The 19,999-nt window shown below is 64.3% G+C and carries 16 protein-coding genes, 1 tRNA gene and 2 pseudogenes; 4 read left to right on the forward strand and 15 right to left on the reverse strand.

Features of this window, described 5'->3' with window-relative positions; translation table 11 throughout:
• The 3 genes and pseudogenes from DF196_RS10445 to lacZ all read right to left on the reverse strand — a co-directional run.
• A pseudogene (locus DF196_RS10445) lies at positions 1–435 on the reverse strand (N-acetylglucosamine-6-phosphate deacetylase); the annotation flags it as partial.
• Between the two features lie 72 nt (positions 436–507).
• Complete coding sequence (nagB, locus tag DF196_RS10450; protein WP_109057771.1) at positions 508–1,320, reverse strand: glucosamine-6-phosphate deaminase; 813 nt, start codon at positions 1,318–1,320, stop codon at positions 508–510.
• Positions 1,321–1,405: 85 nt separating this feature from the next.
• On the reverse strand, positions 1,406–4,567 hold the full coding sequence (gene lacZ, locus DF196_RS10455) for a beta-galactosidase, LacZ type (protein ID WP_109057772.1): 3,162 nt from the start codon (positions 4,565–4,567) through the stop codon (positions 1,406–1,408).
• 361 nt (positions 4,568–4,928) lie between these two features.
• On the opposite strand from lacZ, the gene DF196_RS10460 reads away from it, so the two are divergent.
• The gene (locus tag DF196_RS10460) at positions 4,929–6,410 is read left to right on the forward strand and encodes a glycoside-pentoside-hexuronide (GPH):cation symporter (RefSeq protein WP_109057773.1); all 1,482 of its coding nucleotides are present in this window, start codon (positions 4,929–4,931) and stop codon (positions 6,408–6,410) included.
• 171 nt (positions 6,411–6,581) lie between these two features.
• Here the strand turns inward: DF196_RS10460 and DF196_RS10465 are convergent, their stop codons facing one another.
• Complete coding sequence (locus DF196_RS10465) at positions 6,582–10,877, reverse strand: LPXTG cell wall anchor domain-containing protein (protein ID WP_109057774.1); 4,296 nt, start codon at positions 10,875–10,877, stop codon at positions 6,582–6,584.
• Positions 10,878–11,225: 348 nt separating this feature from the next.
• Here DF196_RS10465 and DF196_RS10470 point away from each other — a divergent pair, with 348 nt between their 5' ends.
• Together DF196_RS10470 and DF196_RS10475 are read left to right on the forward strand one after the other, a co-directional pair.
• Complete coding sequence (locus DF196_RS10470; RefSeq protein ID WP_094667179.1) at positions 11,226–12,713, forward strand: AAA family ATPase; 1,488 nt, start codon at positions 11,226–11,228, stop codon at positions 12,711–12,713.
• Complete coding sequence (locus tag DF196_RS10475; RefSeq protein ID WP_109057775.1) at positions 12,706–13,470, forward strand: hypothetical protein; 765 nt, start codon at positions 12,706–12,708, stop codon at positions 13,468–13,470. The genes DF196_RS10470 and DF196_RS10475 overlap by 8 nt, the downstream gene beginning before the upstream one ends.
• A 148-nt stretch (positions 13,471–13,618) precedes the next feature.
• Here DF196_RS10475 and DF196_RS10480 read toward each other — a convergent pair whose 3' ends face one another.
• From DF196_RS10480 to DF196_RS10505, 9 genes are all read right to left on the reverse strand, one after another.
• Positions 13,619–13,990, reverse strand: coding sequence for a hypothetical protein (locus DF196_RS10480; RefSeq protein ID WP_233428118.1), 372 nt, complete (start codon positions 13,988–13,990; stop codon positions 13,619–13,621).
• Between the two features lie 17 nt (positions 13,991–14,007).
• Positions 14,008–14,415 carry a transcriptional regulator gene (locus tag DF196_RS10485; RefSeq protein WP_094667182.1) on the reverse strand — a complete coding sequence of 136 codons (408 nt, stop codon included), beginning with the start codon at positions 14,413–14,415 and terminating at the stop codon, positions 14,008–14,010.
• A gap of 106 nt (positions 14,416–14,521) precedes the next feature.
• Positions 14,522–14,761, reverse strand: a complete 240-nt coding sequence (locus tag DF196_RS13960; RefSeq protein ID WP_165784786.1) for a hypothetical protein — start codon at positions 14,759–14,761, stop codon at positions 14,522–14,524.
• A gap of 4 nt (positions 14,762–14,765) precedes the next feature.
• Positions 14,766–15,362, reverse strand: coding sequence for a ParA family protein (locus tag DF196_RS10490; RefSeq protein WP_164514793.1), 597 nt, complete (start codon positions 15,360–15,362; stop codon positions 14,766–14,768).
• A 43-nt stretch (positions 15,363–15,405) separates the two neighbouring features.
• Positions 15,406–15,933, reverse strand: a complete 528-nt coding sequence (locus DF196_RS10495) for a WhiB family transcriptional regulator (protein WP_101626208.1) — start codon at positions 15,931–15,933, stop codon at positions 15,406–15,408.
• Complete coding sequence (locus DF196_RS10500) at positions 15,930–17,123, reverse strand: helix-turn-helix domain-containing protein (RefSeq protein WP_101626207.1); 1,194 nt, start codon at positions 17,121–17,123, stop codon at positions 15,930–15,932. The genes DF196_RS10495 and DF196_RS10500 overlap by 4 nt, the downstream gene beginning before the upstream one ends.
• Positions 17,120–17,275, reverse strand: coding sequence for a hypothetical protein (locus tag DF196_RS13595; RefSeq protein ID WP_164514792.1), 156 nt, complete (start codon positions 17,273–17,275; stop codon positions 17,120–17,122). Before DF196_RS13595 ends, DF196_RS10500 begins: the two co-directional genes overlap by 4 nt.
• A 41-nt stretch (positions 17,276–17,316) precedes the next feature.
• Entirely contained in the window at positions 17,317–17,490 is a 174-nt protein-coding gene (locus DF196_RS13600) for a hypothetical protein (protein WP_165775776.1), read from the reverse strand.
• A gap of 86 nt (positions 17,491–17,576) precedes the next feature.
• Positions 17,577–17,900: a helix-turn-helix domain-containing protein gene (locus tag DF196_RS10505; RefSeq protein ID WP_239512457.1), complete on the reverse strand. Its 324-nt coding sequence runs from the start codon at positions 17,898–17,900 to the stop codon at positions 17,577–17,579.
• Positions 17,901–17,960: 60 nt separating this feature from the next.
• Between DF196_RS10505 and DF196_RS14225 the strand changes: the two are divergent.
• Positions 17,961–18,218 (forward strand): annotated as a pseudogene (locus DF196_RS14225) (helix-turn-helix domain-containing protein); the annotation flags it as partial.
• Positions 18,219–18,380: 162 nt separating this feature from the next.
• Here DF196_RS14225 and DF196_RS10515 read toward each other — a convergent pair.
• Together DF196_RS10515 and trmB are read right to left on the reverse strand one after the other, a co-directional pair.
• Positions 18,381–18,452 (reverse strand) — tRNA-Glu (locus DF196_RS10515).
• A gap of 147 nt (positions 18,453–18,599) precedes the next feature.
• The gene (gene trmB / locus DF196_RS10520) at positions 18,600–19,538 is read right to left on the reverse strand and encodes a tRNA (guanosine(46)-N7)-methyltransferase TrmB (RefSeq protein WP_109057776.1); all 939 of its coding nucleotides are present in this window, start codon (positions 19,536–19,538) and stop codon (positions 18,600–18,602) included.
• Positions 19,539–19,999: the final 461 nt, after the last annotated feature.

Genomic DNA, 19,999 nt, shown 5'->3' on the forward strand with positions numbered 1-19,999 from the left:
CACGTCCATCGGGTTGGTGATGAGCGAGAGCACCTGGCGGGTGGTGCCGTGGACCGCGTGGCCGGCGCGGGCCATGTCGATGCCGTCGGGGCCGTCGTCGAAGCTCTTCTCCCAGGCGCCGTGCGAATGGATGTCCACATAACCAGGAGTCAAAATCCGCCCGGCCGCGTCAATAACCGCACCGTCCGATCCCGATGGAGCGGCCGGGTCGATGCCGACCGTGCGGCAGGCATGCTCGAACGCCTCCTCGCCGCTGCCGTCCGCCGTCGCGGCGCCCGTGCCCACGATCACGCCGCGCGCGTCCGAGACCACCCAATATCCGCTTTGCTCGCCGCGGGCATCCACCTTGCGCGCCCCGCGGATCGCGACCGGCTTGGCCTCGCCTTCCAACGCCGCGGTCACGCGCGCGACGATCTCGTTTCTGTCCTGCGTCATGATTTCCTTCCTGTATGCGTTCGGGCTCCTTCTTTGCGGAGAAAGAAGGAGCCCGAACCGTTCGATTGCCGATCAGATGCCCTGCCAGGCCGGCTTGTGGGCGAAGGCGTAGCGGTAGTAGTCCTTGTGGCGCAGGCGGCTGGCGGCCTCCTCGTCGATGATGATCGTGGCGTGCGGGTGCAGCTGCAGCGCGGAGGCCGGGCAGAACGCGCTCACGCCGCCCTCGACGGTCTCCTCGATGGCCTCGGCCTTGCCCGCGCCGAACGCGAGCAGCACGAGGTGGCGGGCCTTGAGGACCGTGCCGATGCCCTGCGTGATGCAGTGGGTCGGCACCTGTTTGATGTCGTTGTCGAAGAAGCGGGCGTTGTCGATGCGGGTCTGCTCGGCCAGGGTCTTCACGCGCGTGCCGGATGCGAGGGAGGAGCCGGGCTCGTTGAAGCCGATGTGGCCGTCGGTGCCGATGCCGAGGATCTGCACGTCGATGCCGCCCGCGGCCTCGATGGCCGCGTCGTAGGCCGGGCCGGCGGCGGCGATCTTGTCGCCGTCCTCGAGCGGGGCGCCGTTCAGCACGTCGCCGGGCACGTGGACCTTGGCAGGGTCGAGGCCCAGGGGCTCGACGACCGTGCGGTGGATGGTGGAGTGGTAGGACTGCGGGTGGTCGAGCGGCAGGCCCAGGTACTCGTCGAGCGCGAAGCCGCGCACCTTGGAGACGTCGATGTGCTCCTCGTGCACGATCTTGGCGAGGGCCTGGTAGGCGGCCAGCGGGCTGGAGCCCGTGGCGAGTCCCAGCACCGCGTCCGGCTTGGCCTTGATGAGGTCCGCCACGCAACGGCCGTAGATCTCGCCGGCCTCCTTCTCGTTCTTGATGATGATCACTTCAGCCATGATTGATTGCCTCTTTTCTGTGGGTGTGTTTTGGGGAATATGCACAGGCGGCGGCATGGTGGTGCATGCCGCCGCCCGTTGCCGGTCAGATGAGTTCGAGGTTCACGTCGAGGGTGAGCGGCCTGCCTGCGGGCAGCTGGTAGGCCGTGTGGACGGGGGCTCCCCAGGAGTCGTCTCCGCCGACGCCCATCTGCGCCGCGAGCAGACGCAGGTAGTTGTGGCGCGGGGCGGGCAGGTCCTCATGGCGGCGCGCGGCTTCGATCATGTAGGTGTTCCATGGCAGCAGGCTGGCCGTGAAGTGACGGTCGCCGCGCTGGCTGACGCGCAATCCGTGGCCTTGGATGTCGGTGGCTTCGAGCCAGCGGACGTCCTCGTGGCTTCCGGTTTCCTGCACCATGAGATACGGCGCCATGCTTGCCTCTGAGGTGGTGTCCCAGATGCCGAGCTTGCCGCCCTGCTTGCGGTCGCGGTAGGTTTCCTCGGGGCCGGGCCCGTAGTAGCGCAGCTGCGTGTATTCGCCGGGCAGTTCCCATTCGACACCGAACGCGGGCAGGCTGGCGGCGTTGGTGACACCGCCGGGGTATTCGACGGTCAGTCGCATGTGCATGTCGGACGTGATGCGGTAGGCGACCGTCACGGGCGTGTGGCCCGGGTCGGCGAGCTCGTACCGGTATTCGGCCGTGAGTCCTCCGTCGTCGGATTGCGTGATGCTCGTATCGGTCACGATGGCGTAGCGGCCGGCCGCGAACCATGCTGCACGGTCGAATCCGGAACGGTTACCGCGGTCGTTGTCGGTCAGAGGGCGGAAGGTGACGAGTTCAGGGCGACGGATGACCATTTCCCGTCCGTCCCGCGTCCAGGAGACGATGCCTCCCTGGGTGCGCGACAGGAGGATTTCCTCGTCGTCGCGGCGGATGCCCGTGTTCCACCGGCCGAGCGTGACCGTCGCGCGGCCGTCGTCGTCATAATCGGTCTCGGTGATGTCCCGTTCGGGGTTGAGGGTGCCGGTAAGCTGGCCGAACGCGAGCTCGTAGCCGGCCGGCGCCCATGCGGTGGATTCGGCGAGCAGGAGATCGACCTCGTAGGTGACCTCGCGCGTGTTCCCGTCCGTGTCGATGTCCGGGAAGGCGATGTCATGGCGTTGGGTGTCTCCGGCGGCCACGTCGAACCGGTAGTCGGCGTGCCAGATCTCGCGCCCGTCTTCGAGGAGCCGTGCGGCGAACACGTAGCCGTCGGTGCCGATGAACAGGTTGCGGTTCTCGATGGTCACGCCGTGCCCGTCGGGGGTGAGCTTGATCGGCGAATACAGCTGCTTGACCTCCTGCGCCTTGGGGCTGGGCGTGCGGTCGGCGAACACGATGCCGTTGCCCACGAATTCGTAGTCGGTCGGCCGGTCGCCCCATTCTCCGCCGACGCTGAGTCGTTCGCTCCCGTCGGGCAGGCGCTGGACGAGCCCCTGGTCGATGTAGTCCCAGATGAACCCGCCGGAGTAGCGCTCGTACTGTTCGAGGTCGATGAACTCGCTCAGGCCGCCGCACGAGTTGCCCATGGCGTGCATGTACTCGCAGCTGACGAACGGCTTGTTCGCCGCGCCACGCTCGTCGCCGTGTTCGAGCCAGTCGCGGATCTCGTCCGGCTTGGCGTACATACGGCTTTCGAAATCGCTGATCCCATCATAGGCGTGGTTCCAATTGACGCCTTCGTAGTGGACGGGACGGCCCGGGTCGAGCCGATGCGCGTGCATGCTCATGGCCTTGAGGACTTCGCCCGCGTAGGATTCGTTGCCCAGCGACCAGACGAGTACGCTGGGATGGTTGCGGTCACGCATGATCATGCTGTCCAGCCGGTCGATGCATGCGCCCAGCCAGGCCTCGTCGTCACCGGGGACGGAGGTGCCCACGGGGATGTCGCCGGGGCTGTTCCAGCTGCCGTGGGTCTCCAGGTTGGTCTCGTCGATCAGATAGATGCCGTATTCGTCGCACAGCTCGTACCAGCGTGACTGGTTCGGGTAGTGCGAGGTGCGCACCGCGTTGATGTTGTGGCGCTTCATGAAGCGGATGTCCCACAGCATGTCCTCTTCGGTGACGGCACGGCCGCGCCGGCAGTCGAACTCGTGGCGGTCCACGCCGCGGAACACGAGGCGCTTGCCGTTGAGCTTGAGGATGCCGTCCTCGATGGCCACATGCCGGAAGCCGATGCGGGTGCGCGCGGTCTCCAGAACCTTGCCGTCCGCGTCGAGCAGGGTGACGGACAGTTCGTACAGGTCCGGGCGTTCGGCGCTCCAGGGTGCGGCGTCGTCGATCTCGGCTTCGGCGTGCAGCGTTCCGGCCGCTTCCGTGGCGGTGCGCCAGACGATGGTGCCGTTCTTGTCTCGCAGCGCGAGGTCGGCCGTCGCGGCGTTCGTGGCGCCGTCGATCAGCACGTCCAGCGAGAGCGATCCGATCGACGTGGCAGGCTCCCAATCGGCTTCGGCGTGGATGTCGGAGACGTGGGCGGCGGGTCTCGCGTTGAGCTCGACGGAGCGGAACAGGCCGTGCAGCCGCCAGAAGTCCTGGTCCTCCAGCCAGCTCGCGCTCGAATACTCGTAGCAGGCGACCGCCAGCACGTTGCCGTCCTTCCTGACGGCGTCCGTCACGTCGAACTCGCTGGGCGTGAAGGAGTCCTCGGCGTAGCCGACGAACGCGCCGTTGAGCCACACGTAGATGGCGGTGGCCGCGCCCTGGAAGGTGAGCGTCACCGTGCGGCCCTCGCGGATGGCCTGGGCGACCGCGCCCTCCGCGGCGAACTTGCGTCGGTAGACCGCCACATGGCCATGCTCGGGGATGGCCGGGGCCTTTGGGTCCTCGTGGCCGTCCCACGGGTACTGCACGTTCACATACTGCGGGTCTAGCAGTCCCGCGGTCTCCAGATGCGAGGGCACCCGCACGCGGGGGAACGACGAGTCGTCGAAGCCCGGCGCGGCGAACAGCGGCGACACGTCGCTGATCCAATCCGGTCCGTCGCTCGTCCCGTCGGGGAAGCTGTTCGCCGGCGCCGTCTCGACGCGGACCCGCCATTCGCCGTCAAGGCTCTGCGTGAGATCCGTGCCCTCGCCGCCGGAGGGGGCGTGCGACCAGCACGTATGGTCGGAATGGGCGTCGAGCCGGTGGACCGCGTACACGCGCGGGTCGGCGAGCCATGCCGTCGTCGGCATGGACGGGGAGACGATCGGATCGCCGTTCTTCCGCTGATCGTCGGTTGTGTTCATGATGTCCTCGCTTTCGCATCGGATTGCGTCGCGTCGTTGCCGCCGCAGTGCGGGAGCCTTCGAATGTGACTCCTTGCACAACGATGATAAAGATATTTACTAATTTACGCAACTTCTTGCGCATGCCTCGACGGCGACTGCGAGAACCTGTGCAAATCTATTGATTGCAACGATAATTCGGCTGCTGCGATGTCTTTTCCCTGCGCGTCGCGTCGAATCGACGAATGCGATTCGTTGGCATTGCTTGCGACACGCGGTAAAGTTTTTTACTTTTTTGAGAAAGTTCTATACTCGCGTCTTGCGGGATCGGAGCTGTTCCCGCGCACGGATTCTTTACAGGTCGCAAGGAGGCCACCACACCATGAGCGGATCCACCACACAGCGCACGGCGACGCCCGGACAGCCGCAGGCAGCGCCCGCGAGGAACATGGGACAGAAGATCGCATACGCGTTCGGCAATCTGGGACAGGCCGCGTTCTACAACACGATGAGCACGTTCTTCATCACGTTCGTGACCACCGCGCTGTTCGTCGACGTGGACAAGACGCTGGCCGCGCGCCTCATCGCGGTGATCACCGGACTCGTGGTGGTCATCCGCATCGCGGAGATCTTCCTCGACCCGCTGCTCGGCAACCTCGTGGACAACACGAACACCCGCTGGGGCCGGTTCCGCCCCTGGCAGTTCATCGGCGGACTCGTGCCCGGCATCCTGCTGATCATGGTGTTCACCGGCCTGTTCGGCCTCGTGGACGTGAACACCGGCGTGTTCATGGTCCTGTTCGTCATCGTGTTCATCCTGCTGGACGTGATCTACTCGCTGCGCGACATCTCCTACTGGGGCATGATCCCCGCGATCTCCTCCGACTCGCACGAACGCAGCACGTACACCGCGCTCGGCGCGTTCACCGGATCCATCGGCTACAACGGCGTCACCGTCATCGTCGTGCCCGTCGTCAGCTGGTTCACCTGGAAGTTCACCGGCCAATGGGAGCAGGGCCGCACCGGCTGGGCCGCGTTCGCCATCATCATCGCCGTGCTCGGCCTGTTGACCGCGTGGAGCGTCGCGTTCGGCACCCGCGAGAACCAGGGCGAGCTGCGCGCCAAGGCCGAGGCCAACGGCAACCCCATCGAGGCGTTCAAGGCCATCGCCCAGAACGACCAGCTCCTGTGGGTCGCCCTGAGCTACCTGCTGTACTCCGTGGCCAACGTCGCCACCACCGGCGTGCTCTTCTACCAGTTCAAATACGTGCTCGGCGCGCCGGACAGCTTCTCCATCGCCGGCGTCATCCCGGTCATCACCGGACTGGTCACCACGCCCCTCTACCCGGTGCTCAACCGCCGCATCCCGCGCCGCTGGCTGTACACCGCCGGCATGGCGTTCATGATCGCCGGCTACACGCTGTTCATCATCGCGCCCATGAACCTGCCCGTCGTCATCGTCGCGCTCGTCCTCTTCTACCTGCCCGCGCAGACCATCCAGATGACCGCCATCCTGAGCATGACCGACTCCATCGAATACGGACAGCTCAAGACCGGCAAGCGCAACGAGGCCGTCACCCTCTCCGTGCGCCCGATGCTCGACAAGATCGCCGGCGCGCTGTCCAACGGCATCGTGGGCTTCGTGGCCGTCGCCGCCGGCATGGTCGGCAACGCCACCGCCGCCGACATGACCGCCGCGAACATCCGCACGTTCAAGACCTGCGCCTACTACCTGCCGCTCGCCGGCATCGTCGCCAGCCTCGTCGTCTTCCTCCTGACCGTCAAGATCGACGAGAACATGCACGACCACATCGTCGAACAGCTCGAAGAACGACTCGCCTCCGAGGAAACCGACAAGCAGTAAGCAATCAGGGCAGCAAGGGAACGGCCCGGCGCTAACGGTTTGAACCGTTGGCGCCGGGCCGTTGCCATGCCCGCCGGGGAGAGAAGAAGGAAGAGAACCGGCGGGGTTCCGGCCGGATTGTCGTCCGGCCGGAAGAATCATCGCGGCAGAAAGCGGTCCCTGCCGCTTCGGTCAGACCACGGATTGCCCGCCGGGAACCGAATCCACGGTTTCGACGGCATCCGCGTCGGCGTCCTCGGCATCGACGGGTTGCATCGTGCCGGAGTGACGGCCGGCGGCGTTGTTCCCGCGCCTGAACCTGCGGGCGGCGACCAGTCCCACGCCGACGGCGAGCAGGGTGATCGCCGCGGCGATCACGCCCTGGATGGCGGCGCCGGTGTGGGCGAGCCCGGTCCGGTAGCCGTTCCAGTCGTCGGTGTTGCTGACCACTTCGGTGTCGGGGCAGACGAGCCTGCCGTCGATCGTGACCGCGTCATCGGGTGCGGACGTCTCGTCCTTGCCGTCGAACGGATCCGGGTCGGAGACGACGCATTCGATCAGAGGCGTGCCGGTGACCGTGGCGCGGTCGGTGTGATGGTCGGTCACGCCCTTGAGGACGCCCCTGACCTCGACGCTTTCGCCGGGCTTGAGGATGCGGCTGTCCCAATCGGCGGGGTATTCGAGGTCGGTCACCCGGCCGTCGCCGGCGACCAGTTGGTCCTTGAGGTTCAGGTCCTTGGTTCGGTACCATGCGCCCTGCTTGGTGTCGGGGTCGGCGGTGCTGGTGTTGGTGATGGTGAACACGATGCGCGTGTCGCCCTGCATGGCCAGCGCGTCCTTGACCTGGTCGCGGTCGCCGGCCGGCCAGCCGGAGGCCTCGTCCCATTTCTCGATCTTCAGGCTCGGGGTCATGTCGGGCGTGTGCGTCTCGACCTGGTTGGAAGGCCGTTTGGTGCCGTTGAGGGTTTCGTCGAACCGGTTGGCGATGTGTTCGCCGGTCTTGACGCGCTTGCACTGGATGAACGCGGTCCATGCCTGCTCGCTTTCGTCGTTGCCGCTGATGAGGTCGAGCATGCGCTGGGTCGCAGTAACGGTGACCACGCCCTTGTCGTCCTGCGCGAGGGTGAACAGTTCGCCGCCGTATGCGCCGGCGTCGAAGCTGCTGCCGGCGATCTTCATGCCTTTATGGGCGATCACCTTGCCCTGTTCGGTCAGGTCGCGCATGGCGTACACGGCCCATTGGCCGGTGTACTGGTCGTGCTCGGTGTCGAGCGGGTCGGTGATGCTCCAGTCGGTGACCTTCTGGTAGGCGCGGTGCGCGGGCAGCACGGAGCTGTCGAGACGGTAGAGGAACAGGCTGTTGAGGTACACGCTCCGCTTGTCGATGGATTCGCCGTCCACCTTCACGACCACGTCCTTGGACGGGTTGACGGGTTTGAGGGGGTTGGCGACCTCGTTGGTGTCCTTGCGGGTGTCGTTGACGACCTGCGTGGCCTTGTTCTTCACGATATGTCCGTCGGTGACCTTGATGACGGTCATCGGCAGGATCACCTCGTAGCTCGTGCCCAGCATCGACTGGTCGATGGCTGGCTCCTTCAACGGGTCGTGGTCCTTCTTTTCGGCGTATTCCTTGAGGTTCTTGGGCTGGGGGTCGCCCTTGATGGTCTCGCCGGTGGCCGGCACCTTCGTGTCCGCGGTCTTGGCGTACACGTAGGCGACGCCGTCGATCGCCGCGATGTTGAACTTCGCGGTCACGTCCTTGCCGGTCGCGGTGTCGGTGACCTCGATGCGCTTGGCGTCAAGGGAGAGGTATTCGTCGTCCCAGTCGTCGGTCATGCCGAGTCTCCAGACCTTGTAGGCCTGGTTGGTTTGCTTGGCGTCGATAATCACGCGGTAGTAGATCCGGTCGCCCAGCAGGGCGGTCTTGCCGTCGATGCTGATGGACGGGTCGGCCTGGGTGTCCTTCTTCACCGGCGTGAAGTCGGGAGGCTCGTTCCACACCCTGTTGCTCGGGGTGACCATGTTGTTCAGTGTCAATGCCCACTGGTTGCCGATTTTGGTGTCCGTGGGCGCGTCCTTGGCGACCGTGCCCTCGAAGCGGACGATGATGCGCGGGTTCGCGCCGTTGCGCCAGTTGGTCTTCACATACCCGTCGGAGAACACGAGGCGCACCGCGTGCTGCGAGTCGTTCCACTGGGTCTCGTACTCGGTTTTCGGGATGAACCTGCCGGTGGACAGGTCGGTGACCTCCAGGGTCTGCTTGTCCACTTCAAGATGCTCGTCGTAGGTGTCGGTGACCGCCACCTCGCTGACGGAGTACGCGAGATTGCCGGGCAGGTGGGGCTGCGTCTCCAGACGGTATTCCACGCGCTGGCCCGGGTAGACGACCCTGCCGTCCACGGACGCCTGGTCGCCTCCCTGCGAGGATTCGCCGACCACGTCCTTGACGACGGGCGGTATGTAGCCGCAGATCTTCGGTTCGTTCGTGGGGATGGTGTGCGTGTTGACGGTCTGGGATCCCTTGTTCGTCAGCGCCTTGCCATCCGGCGTGGTGCAGAACGACAGTTCGTCGCTCGACTGCTTGCCGAAGTCGTCGCGCACCTGGCCCGCGCCCTTGCCGTTGGCATAGGACGCCTTGCCGGGAATGAGCAGCGTGACCTGCTTCGCGGTCTTCAGCCCCTTCAATCCCTCGCGGTAGGCCTGGCCTGCGGTGGCGGTCACCGTGGTGCCTTCCATCGTGATCGCCCACTGGTCGGTGACGTCCCTGCCGTGGTTGGCGATGTCGGTGACGCTGGACTCGCGATCGGTGCCGGCATCGGCCTCGTACACCTTGATCTTCGACTTGTCGTCGGCGTCGAACAGGTAGTCGGCGGCCGACCAGTCGTCCGTGAGCGTCAGAGCCTCCGGGGCTTGGATGAGGTTCTTGGCGATGGTGCCGTTGACCACCGAGGCGACCCGGTCCCCGTCCAGAAGCGTCATATCGTCGGCGCCGGTCTGGTTGGTCTCCTTCGGGTCGATGACCGCCTCCCACTGGCCCTTCGCGTTCAGGCGGATCCAGCTCTTGTCGGGATTCGGCCGCCACGTATCGAACTGTTTCGTTCCGGCGTCGGCCTCGGGCTCGTGGTTCCACTGGCCCCACGCATGGTCCCTGACCTGCTGGAAGTCGGAGGGCTTCGACACGGTCACGTCGAAGCTGAATTCGTAGACATGGTCCATGGGCATCTCGCCGTTGTCCGCCGAACGAGCGGCCGACACCGTGTTCGACGCCTTGTCCCAGTTGATCTCGAACTCGCCGGAAACGTCGCGGTTGCCGTCGGTCCTGTCGATGAGCCTGTAGTTGTCTACGGAGTATTCGACGCCGTTGGGTTCGATCACGTCGCGGAAACGCATCTCGTAGCCGCCGCGGCCGGTGCCGTACGTGATGGTGGTGCGGTTCGTCATCCGGTCGGCGCTCACGCCGTCCTCGATCTTCTTGACCGGGGGCTCGGGCGGCATCGGGCTCACCTTCCAGGATTCGGCCGGATCGCGGTCCGCGGTGTCCACGGCCGCCTGCATGCGGCCCTGCTTGGGCACCTGGATGTCGATCCAGTACGAGCCCTCGGCCCAGTATTTCATGCCGAAATCCTTCGGCGAGGCGAGATTGTCGAGCTGGGTGTCTCCATTGCTGGAGAAGCTGATCGGCTTGCTCACGCTCTTCGCGGGCATGTAGGGGCCGTTCTCGTAATGGATGATCGCGGTGCCGTTCAACGTCTCCTTGATCGCGGAACCGCCGTTGTCTGCGTGGATGACGTCGCCGATCGGGTCGGTGGAGCCGACCTGCATGTCGGTCTTCTGCTTGTGGCTGGTGGTCACGTTCAGCTTGTAATCGACCGGTGGCTGGTTCTGCGCCAGCACGATCACGCGGAACGAGGCGTTCGGGTTGGAGTTGATCGACTCCTGTGCCAGCGAGTCAACGCTGCGCGTGCCGAGCTTGTCCTTCCATGTGGTCGAGGTCGAGTACTTCTGGCCCTGATACGTGTAGTCGCCCTTCGCCTCGGCCTTCCACTGCGCCTCCCAACGGTTCTTCGCGTTCGAGCTCACGTAGCTGCCGTTGAACGAACCATCCGCCAAGCGCACGTAGCCCACCGCCACCAGACGGCAGTCCGCGTTCCCCTCACCCGTATAGGAGCGTTGGCACTCATCGATTGCGTCGCTCAAAGTCTTGTTCATGTTCACGAATTGGTTCTGCCCGTTCGCCAGATCGGACGACAGACGCACCTTCGCGTCACTCAACGCCGTCTTCATGCCATCCAGCGTGGCCGGCCACGAATCCTTGTAGATCCAATGCACATCGGCCGTCTGCGTCGGACCACCGCCCGAACCGCCGCCATCCTCGCCGGAACCACCGCCACCGTTATCGGCCAACGCGACCGGAACCAGACAGGCCAGCAACGCCGCGGCGGCAGTGATCGACGCCACCGCGCCGGTGCCTTTCTTCCCGAACCTCATACGAAATCCTTTCCCACATGCGATCACAAGCCCCTCTCCGGGAAAGGGAGGAGACGGGGACTCCAGAACCCGCCTCCTCCCGGGTCCCTGGAAGAAAAGCACGCCCGCAAGCCCGACGGCCGGCCGCCGGACCCCGAACGCACCATCAGCATCACCCCGCTCCAGGTGGTCTTGCGGCGGACAGACGTTGTCCCGGTCGAACCACCTCATCGTGGATCTGGGCTGTTGTGTCGCTCAGGTTATGATCTGATTGCGAAACGCGGCGGTATGCACACAGGTTACACTGTATAATAGTCATGTATTTCAATTAAAAATTGATTATTGTGAGTTTTAGAGAATGGCAATGCGATGATTCGTTTGAAAAGACTTGTTCTGGACGACATGAGGAACATATCGCATGGCGTCCTGGATTTCGATGATCTGCCCACCGGTGGCAGCGTCACGGGTATTTACGGGCAGAACGGGTCCGGCAAGACCACCGTCATCGACGCCATCGGGATACTGCGCGCGCTGTTGTCCGGGAATATGCTGCCGGATACCGCCGGTGATGTCGTCAGCGCCAGCGCCGGTTCGGCGACCGTGACGGCGACATTCCTCGTCGGCGATAAGCAGAAGCCGAACTATCTTGAGTACAGGGTGTCCATGCGCAAGGCGAACCCGGATTCGACGCGGGCGCGCGTCGTCGCCGAATCGGTGCGTATCGGCGACGATCCCTCGCGCTTGGGCCGTGAGGTGTTGGGACATCGTATGGAGGATTCCGAGGCGGACGGGTTCGTGTCGACCCCGGTCTACGTGTGGCGTTCCATCGAGGCGGTCGCTTCGGTGAAGACCGTGATCTCGCGCACCGCGGACCGCGCGTACATGGAGGGGCGTTCGTTCCTGTTCTCTCGGTGCGCCACGCTCGACGACCGGCCGGACGCCGAGTTCCTGATCGACTGGGCTGTGGCCCGCGTGCGGGAGGCGAACGGCGTGTCCGCCAGATCGTTGACGTACATCAACGAACGCTTCGGCGAGTTCGTTCGCCTGCGCGAGGCCCTGTGCGGCTACGCGACCAACGACATCTTCGTGTCCACCACCCGTCGCGGCTCCTACGCCGCGTTCGCGATCATCCCGATCATGGAGGAGAACCCGGAAGGTCGCAACACGGAGTTCGCGTTCGACCTGCTGCAGCCCAATCCATTGACCCCCGGCCAGGCGAAGCGACTCGGGCAGACCGTGGAGTCCTTCGACCGCATCCTGCCCACCATCGTGCCCGGCCTGCACGTCCTGCTGAAGACCGGCACCGCGCCTTCCGGCAAGGACGGCGAGGACCGGGTCACCGCGGAGCTGTTCTCCCGCCGCGGCGACGTCACGGTGCCCTTCCGCTGCGAGAGCGAGGGCATCATACGCATCACCGCGCTGCTCGGCTATCTCAAGCACGCGTACAACGACGAGAACGCACTGGTCGCCGTGGACGAGTTCGACTCCGGCGTGTTCGAGCTGCTGCTCGGCGACATGCTGGGCCAGCTGGCGGACGGGTGCGCGGGGCAACTGGTGTTCACCGCCCATAACCTGCGGGCATTGGAGGTGCTGCCGAACAGCTGCATCCGCACGACGGTGACCGATCCCAAGAATCGGTTCGCGACCATCCCGCGCAAGTCCTCCACGAACAACCAGCGCAAACGGTACCTGACGGCCAGCGAACTCGGATGGAGCGGTCCCGACATCTACGATTCGCCCATCCCGCGCATGTTCGGCAACAGCCTCTACGCCGCCGGCCACCCCGACGAGGACGACGATATCGACGACGATCTGGCCGCGCTCAACGCCGCCGGAACGGAGGCGGACCGTGGCTAAACGCAAGATCGTCCTGCTGGTCGTGGAGGGCGCAAGCGACGCCAGCCTGCTCGTGCCGGCGTTCTCGGCGTTGATCGAGAACCGCCTGTTCCAAGGTCAGGAATTCCATTGCGACGTGCTGACCGCGCCGAATCACCGTGAGGAATTCCACCGGCGCAACGGGTTCTATCCCGCGGACAAACCCTCACAAACGGTGCGCGAACTCGTCGAGTATTATCTCAAGGACCATGATCGCACATGGGGCCAGCTCGGCCATGTCATCCAGATCTGCGACCTCGACGGGGCGTTCACCCCCGACGACCAAGTGCGGGAGGACCCGTCAGCGGAAGGAACCCTGTATTCGACGACCGACATCATCACCACGAACCGCGACGCTCTGATCGCAGACCGGACGACCAAGCGAAACGGCGTGGACTCCCTGCTCAAACTCGACGGATTCAGGAAGAAGCAGGGCGGTCGCACCGTCTTGATTCCATACCGTCTGTTCTATGTCAGCCGCAACCTCGAACACGCGTTCCGCGGCAGGACCGACAACCTGGACGCGCAGCACAAGCAGAGCGGCGCCATCAAACTGGCCGACCGCTTCACGCAGAACCCGAACCTGTTCTCGACGACCCTTCAATCCCTGCGACGCATACATGGCAACCCGGCCACTTGGGAGGAATCCTGGCAATACGCCATGCAGGACTTCCACTCGCTCGAACGTGGCAGCAACCTCGCATTCGTGGAACCATACCTAGCAGGCGAACTACAATAGGTCATCAGCCGCCAGAAAGAGCTTTAGGAACGCATTCGGCGGCCCTAAAACTCTCTGGTTTGCGGATATGAATCGTGATTGCGGACCTATGTCTGGCCGTCATCGCACAGCATGGAATTTGTCCATGATATGCGATGACGCACTCGTTCTAGCTGCGGCCGATACGGGTGATGGCATAAACGACGAAGGCTCCAATGATGGCAATGGACGCAAGGATGGCGAGCTTGGTTTCGCGGCGTTCCTTGGCTGCCATGTCGGCCTGTCGGTTGGCCAGGGCTTCGGCTTCGGCGGCGACGCCGCTGGCGGCGATGGCAGCGATATGCGCGCTCATCTGGTCTTCGAGCGCGGAATCCTCGCTCGTGCCGTCGAAGATTTCTTCGTCTTCGTTATGGCTGTCGTTCATGGTTCTGCTCCGTTCCTGATTGTTGGATTGTTTGCTTTCCCGATTGTTGGCTTGCTTGATTGCTTGCATGTCCGATTGACTGCATGCAGTCAAGTTTGATTGTTTGATTGCCTGCATGCGGGCTTGTCTGCTTGTCAGCTTTCGTTTTGCCCGGCGAGGATGGACATGCGTGCGGCGATGAGCGCGTGGCGCGCGATCGCCAGGTAGAGCTGGTGGCCCTCGCCGTCGCCCCAGAACCGGTCGAACTGTTCGGTCGGCATCATGCTGGCGGGGTCGAACCCGTTCCACACGCCGCCGCAGAACACCTTCGCCGCCGCGTTCACCTCCTCGTCGGACGGCACGCCCGGATGCCCCTCCGCGGCGTCCGCGGCCGCGCGCATCTGCGCGCCGAACACGCGGGCCTGCAACGGCGAGAGCGTGTACGCCAGTCCCGCCGTGGAGCCCGCGGGGAATCCCGTGTTCACGCCGAGGGTGATGACGTGAGACTCCTCTCCGATGCTGATCCGGTCGCCGAGCACGGAGACCTCCATCGAATAATCCATAGTGTCTCCTTTCCGCAGACGCGCCGGCTTGCCGGATCGCGTCCGCATGTTTGACTGCCTGAATGTTTGGTTGTTGGCTTGTTTGCTTGCTGGATTGTCTGACGGGTTACGGCTCATCGTCGCCGTCGAGCCGGTCGAGCTCGCGTTCGATGGCGTCGCGCAGGAGCTGCTGCATGGGCAGTCCGTGCGCGGCGGCCGCGGTCTTGAGCCGGGTCTTGAGCGACACGGGTATGCGCAATGAGAGCATGACCAGCGGTTCGCCCGTGGCCTTGGAGGTCTTGTTCTGCTGACGCAGCACGTCGTCGAACGGCACCGGCCGTGCCAGTGGCTGGTAGTTGCCCTGCATGGTCTCACTCCTGCTTTCCGGCGATCTGCTGGAGTTCGGTGACGAGGTCCCGGTATTCGCCCAGCTGGTGCGGGTTGGTGCCGAGCGACCGCTTGTAGGACTGAGCCTTCGGCACGATCGTGTCGAACCGGGGAGTGTCCATGGCGTTGAGCGCGTCCATGGTGTCGCGGAACGCCTTCGTGTTGCGTTCGGCCTTGACCAGCAGCAGCGCGGCTGGCGTGCTCATCCTGGCCATGTCCAGGGTGCTCCATGCCTGCTGGAGGTCCATGGGCGAGTCCGACGCCGGCACGATCACGAAATCGGCGGCCTTGATGGCCATGTCCAGGGTCGGCCCCTGCGGCGGCGCGTCGATGATCGCCCATTCGTCCGGGTCCGCTCCCGCGGCGAGCTGACGGAGCGTGGCCTGGTTGGCCGGAAGCACGTCGAACGTCAGCGGGTCCGCGGTCTGTTCAGCGGCGGCGGCCCACAGGCTCGCGCTAGACTGCGGGTCCGCGTCGTACACGACGGCACTGCCGCCCCTGGAAACGATGACCGAGGCGATGTAGATGCTGGACGTGGTCTTCGCGACCCCGCCCTTGGCGTTGGCTATGGCGATGCGCATTCGTTCTTCTCCTTTGCGACTGCCGGCGATCACGCGAACCTGATCAGTCGGACGCCTGATTGTCTGCTTGTCTGATTGCTTGGATTCCTGCTTGTTTGAATGTTTGATTGCCTGACGGCTCATGCGGGTCGGGGCAATCGGCCGTCCTGCCCCGTGCGCGCAGGCGTCGTTGCTGGCGTTCGGCGCTGGCCTCGTCGGTGGCTTCGTCGAACACGTTCCGATGGGCGCGTATCCAGTCCGTGAGCAGCCGCCAGCGTTGCGGCCACGGCAGGCCGCGGTCCCGGCAAGGGACTCCGTCGGCTTCGGCCATGCGCGCGATCCTGCGCCGGTCGGTGCACACCTTGCCGCCGTACACGCCCCATTCGAGTCCGCCGCTGGCCGCGTAGGCCAGGCATTCGGCGCGTACCGGGCATCGTTCGCACACGGCCTTGGCGACCGAGTGGAACGCCTTCGCGTCGCCGGGACGGTGCTCGAACTCCAGCGACCACAGGTAGTCGGACCATGGTTGCGGGAAGTCGCGGCATTCGCCGGCCTTCTTCCACGCCTCAAGACGCTGCCCGTCCCCGCTCATGGCCGCACCGCCTCCGCCGGCGCAACGGCTTTCGCCTTGCGGCGCCCGGCGACGTCGTGGGTGGCGTGGTTGCGTTTGTCGTACGCGCATACCGGGCACGCCTCCTGCGAGATGGCGCCTTCGATGTGTTCCTGACACAGCGAGGTGCGCAGCAGCGCCGCCCCGTAGATCGGCACGCGGCTTGCGGACGACGAGCTGACCGGTATCGCCCGGTTGGGGTCCTTGACGACCGGCAGCGGGGCGTCTGGCGCCCGCTTTCCCGTCGGATCGGGATGGGTGAGCATTTCCAGTCGCAGCTGCACGTAGTTCGCGGCGAACCTGGCGCCGCTGGTGAGCCGGGGAAGCCAGTAGCGGTTGCGGTACGCCCAGTCCATCGTCGCGACGATCTCGCCGTACGGGCGATCGATCAGCAGCGAGTGGACGGCCTTGCGGTCGGCCATGGTCGCCGGAACGTCGAACCTCTGGTCCACGGCGAGCATGCGCCGGCGGATGCCGTCGAGCACGCGCACCTCCTGGCCGGCGCGTTCCGTGACCGGCTCGGGCAGCTTGCCGGGTTCGGGCACCCATAGCGGGTTCCTGCAGCCCTTGGGAGGCAGGGCCTTGCCCCAATCGGTCGCCGGAACGGGTTCGGTCTTCGTGGGGGCTTGTTCGGCGTTGAGGGGAGCATCCCCGAAGGGGATGAGGGGAGAATTGTTTATCACTTGTCTATTGGGTGACTTTCTGTCCAAGATTCCGGGACAATTTGTCCTCGGCTCCACGCCCTTCGGTTCGGGTGACAATCCGTCGGGTGACAAATTGTCCTTGTCTGGATTCGATTTGCCGTCGCCTTCCGCCAGCGCGTCCAGGTTCCGGGGCTTCTCCTCGATGTTCTCGGCGGCGTGGTCGCCGTCCATGACGACGTCCCACACGCGCGAGCGGTGTCCCTTGGCGATCGGCTTGCGCGTGCGCGGGTTGCGCGCCGACATCTCCTGGTCGCCGGGCCTGATGTAGCCCTTGCGCTCCAACTCCTGCAACGAACGGATCACGGTGCGCTCACAGCACCCGCAGTTGAACGCGATGGTCTCCACGCTCGGCCACGCGGCGGCGCCATCGTCGTAGTAGGCGCGGCGGGCCAGATACACCAGCACGAACTTGGTGATGCCCTTGACGTCGTCGCGCTCCCATGCCCAGTTCTCGGCTCTGCTGCTCATCGTTCGACCTTCCCGCCGTCATGCTCCGGGTCCGCTTCGCGGCGTTCGCGCAGCCTCGCGCCGATGTCGTCGCCCAGACGGGCGGCGCGGCACAACGCATACGAGAGAACGCCGCCGGACACGCACACGGCGGCAACGACCAGCCACCACATGGTTCGGCCGGTATCGGGGAAACGGTCCGCGGACGCGCGCCTCAGCGGCGCGAGCCCCGGGACGGGTGGGCGAGCATGGACAGCACATGCGCCTTCGCGATGCGCAGATCGACTTTGCCGCCGGCCCGCGTCGTCCGCCGCGCGGCGTCGCGCTGGCGATTAGGCTCGAAGACGGATGCCGGGCGAATGCCGGCGGTATTGGTAGAATCGGTCATGGCGATGACCCTCCTTCGGGGAATCGGAACGACGGGCGTCTGATCTTGGCGGATATGCGCGCCCGCGGCTCCATGGTTGTTGCCGTTCAATCCCCGCGCCGGGTTCCAGCCGGTCCGGGGATTCTCGTTTCGGGTTTCCACCCGCCATCCGTGAGATAGGCGTCGATGCCGAGCACATACCCAGGGGACAGGTTTCGGTGAATGGCCAGCCAGATCAGGTCGGACTGCTGCCACGGTATCGAGCCGTTGACCTTTCCCGCGACCGAGGATTTGGACGTACCCATCTCCCTCGCGAGGTCTCGGCAGCTCAGACCCGCCGCCGTCATATAGCGACGCATCGGAGAATCCATTATTTTTGCCGTCAGTCCATTCACAATAGACAATATATCAAGAAACTTGCACAGCAGCAAATCATTGTTGTAGGATTATGTCCATCGATATTGGACAACTCCAATCTGAAAGGACTTGATATGGCAAAAATCGAACCGTCGTCCGAATCCAATGGACTCGGCGACTACCTGCAGAGGGTATTCATCTGGAACGTCAACATGCAGCTGACCGGCCGCGGGATGACCCAGCAGTCACTTTGCGCGGCACTGGGGCTGAAGAGGGGCGCCGTGTCCGCGAAGATGACCGGCAAGACCTCCTGGACCATCCAGGATATCGCCGCAGTGGCGGAATTCTTCAACGTCCCCCCGCTCTCCCTGCTGGATGCGTCGATGTACGAGCAGATGATGCGCGGAATGAGCAGTGACGGAGGTGCATCTTTGGTGGCAGTGGCCACCGCCGGGTTTCCTGTGCGAGCAACTGAAGGCCAAGCTGGCGGCCTGAAACCGTTGGAAACAAAAGGCTCCGGGCCACGATACCTCGTGGAACCCGGAGCCGGCGAGTACCCCCAGAGAGAGTCGAACTCTCGTTGTCAGATTGAAAGTCTGGTGTCCTAACCGTTAGACGATGGGGGCGGACAACTCGTGTAACATTACTGGAAGATCTGGATTAATGCAAATCGGCGACACGCCGACGTATCGTGCGGGTCGTGTCGCCGCTTTGCTGGGAGATACCGGCTCGGTCGCCGACTGCCGGCCGGGTCGGCATCTGGGGATGACCGGTCAGGCTTCCGCCTTGTCCGTATTCGTATCCGTAGCCATGCCTTCGCCGACTGCCTGATAGGTGAAGTCGTGAATCACGCGACCGGCCGTCAGGCCCTTCTTCTCGAAATTGGTGAGCACACGACCGGCGAATCGTTCGGATTCGGTGAAGTCGGCGTGCGGCATGTCCGCGGCCAGGTCGGCGTTGCCCTTGCCCACGTGCTCCAGTGGCAAACTCGCGGTCATGGTGCCGATGTTATGCCAGCCGGGCAGGTCGTCCATCACTTCGTGGACGTGCAGGGCGTAGTCCTCGATATCGGTGGCGATGCGCCACACACCGCCCTCACCGAGCGCGCGATGGATGTCCGCGGCCAGGCCCTCCTGCACGATGCGGCGCTTGTGATGCTTCTTCTTGGGCCACGGATCCGGGAAGAAGGTCCACACCTCGGCCACGGACCCGGCCTCAGCGACCTTGAACAGCTCCGGCGCGTTGACCTGGGCCACGCGCAGATTCGTCAGCTCCTGCTTGCCGGCAAGCAGCATGGTGTGCGCCACGCCCGGGTCGTACACCTCCAATGCCAGGAAGTTCGTATCCGGATGCGTGGCGGCCGCGGCCACCACGTTCTCGCCCTGGCCGGTGCCGATCTCCACGATAAGCGGATTGTCGTTGCCCCAGGTCCGTTCGACGAACTCGCGGCTGAGCTGCACGCCCTCGCGTACATCCAGCAGGCCGTTACCGGCGGCGATGTCCAGAAGATAGGTGTCGGCGTAGCGGTCCCATGCGCGCTGCAGTCGGTCGTCCAGGCGGCCCGAGCGGCGAACGAAGGAAAGGACCTTGTGCATCGGGTGGCCGGTGCCGGCTTCCGTTTCGATGGGGTTGTTGTCTGCGGCGGCGCGGGTATCGTCGGTGATTTCGAGATCCGGGGACTCCGGGGCGACGTCGGATTCGGGGTTGGTCATGCTGTGATTGATGCCTCTCGCTGGTGGGCGCCGTGGGGTGACGGGCGGCCATAACGTATCGAAATATGCTGTAGTTCACCATACCAAGTCGTTTCCCCGAACGGATACTGCGGTTGCGGCTGTGATGCTGCGGGTGCGATGAAGCGGCTGTGGTCTGTATTCGCGTTGTTGCTTTACCTTTGGCTCTGTTAAACCAAGATTGATATGCGCCTATTCTTGGCTCCCCTTGTCAGGGGAGCTGGCAGCAAAGCTGACTGAGGGGTAGTCAGACATGGATTCATGTCAATCTTGGTTTAACAGAGCCCTACCTTGTACCTGTGCTTTCGCTCGGGATTTTGGTGAGATTTCTATGATGCGCGCTTATTGGGATGGATATGAAATCGTTGGAATTCCGCGGGACACGCCGTAGTTTGCGTGATCGCTGGAAATCAGTAATATATACATCTGTTGCTTCACGCAAG

Source organism: Bifidobacterium callitrichidarum (assembly GCF_003129905.1).
GTDB lineage: Bacteria > Actinomycetota > Actinomycetes > Actinomycetales > Bifidobacteriaceae > Bifidobacterium > Bifidobacterium callitrichidarum.

Coding starts and splice junctions, on each gene's coding strand:
- DF196_RS13595 (WP_164514792.1), bottom strand. CDS start 17,275: ATGTGGTGGCTGGTCGTTGCCGCCGTGTGCGTGTCCGGCGGCGTTCTC.
- DF196_RS10485 (WP_094667182.1), bottom strand. CDS start 14,415: ATGGATTATTCGATGGAGGTCTCCGTGCTCGGCGACCGGATCAGCATC.
- DF196_RS10490 (WP_164514793.1), bottom strand. CDS start 15,362: ATGCGCATCGCCATAGCCAACGCCAAGGGCGGGGTCGCGAAGACCACG.
- DF196_RS10495 (WP_101626208.1), bottom strand. CDS start 15,933: ATGAGCGGGGACGGGCAGCGTCTTGAGGCGTGGAAGAAGGCCGGCGAA.
- DF196_RS10480 (WP_233428118.1), bottom strand. CDS start 13,990: ATGCAGGCAATCAAACAATCAAACTTGACTGCATGCAGTCAATCGGAC.
- lacZ (WP_109057772.1), bottom strand. CDS start 4,567: ATGAACACAACCGACGATCAGCGGAAGAACGGCGATCCGATCGTCTCC.
- DF196_RS10470 (WP_094667179.1), top strand. CDS start 11,226: ATGATTCGTTTGAAAAGACTTGTTCTGGACGACATGAGGAACATATCG.
- nagB (WP_109057771.1), bottom strand. CDS start 1,320: ATGGCTGAAGTGATCATCATCAAGAACGAGAAGGAGGCCGGCGAGATC.
- DF196_RS13960 (WP_165784786.1), bottom strand. CDS start 14,761: ATGCAGGGCAACTACCAGCCACTGGCACGGCCGGTGCCGTTCGACGAC.
- trmB (WP_109057776.1), bottom strand. CDS start 19,538: ATGACCAACCCCGAATCCGACGTCGCCCCGGAGTCCCCGGATCTCGAA.
- DF196_RS13600 (WP_165775776.1), bottom strand. CDS start 17,490: ATGACCGATTCTACCAATACCGCCGGCATTCGCCCGGCATCCGTCTTC.
- DF196_RS10500 (WP_101626207.1), bottom strand. CDS start 17,123: ATGAGCAGCAGAGCCGAGAACTGGGCATGGGAGCGCGACGACGTCAAG.
- DF196_RS10460 (WP_109057773.1), top strand. CDS start 4,929: ATGAGCGGATCCACCACACAGCGCACGGCGACGCCCGGACAGCCGCAG.
- DF196_RS10465 (WP_109057774.1), bottom strand. CDS start 10,877: ATGAGGTTCGGGAAGAAAGGCACCGGCGCGGTGGCGTCGATCACTGCC.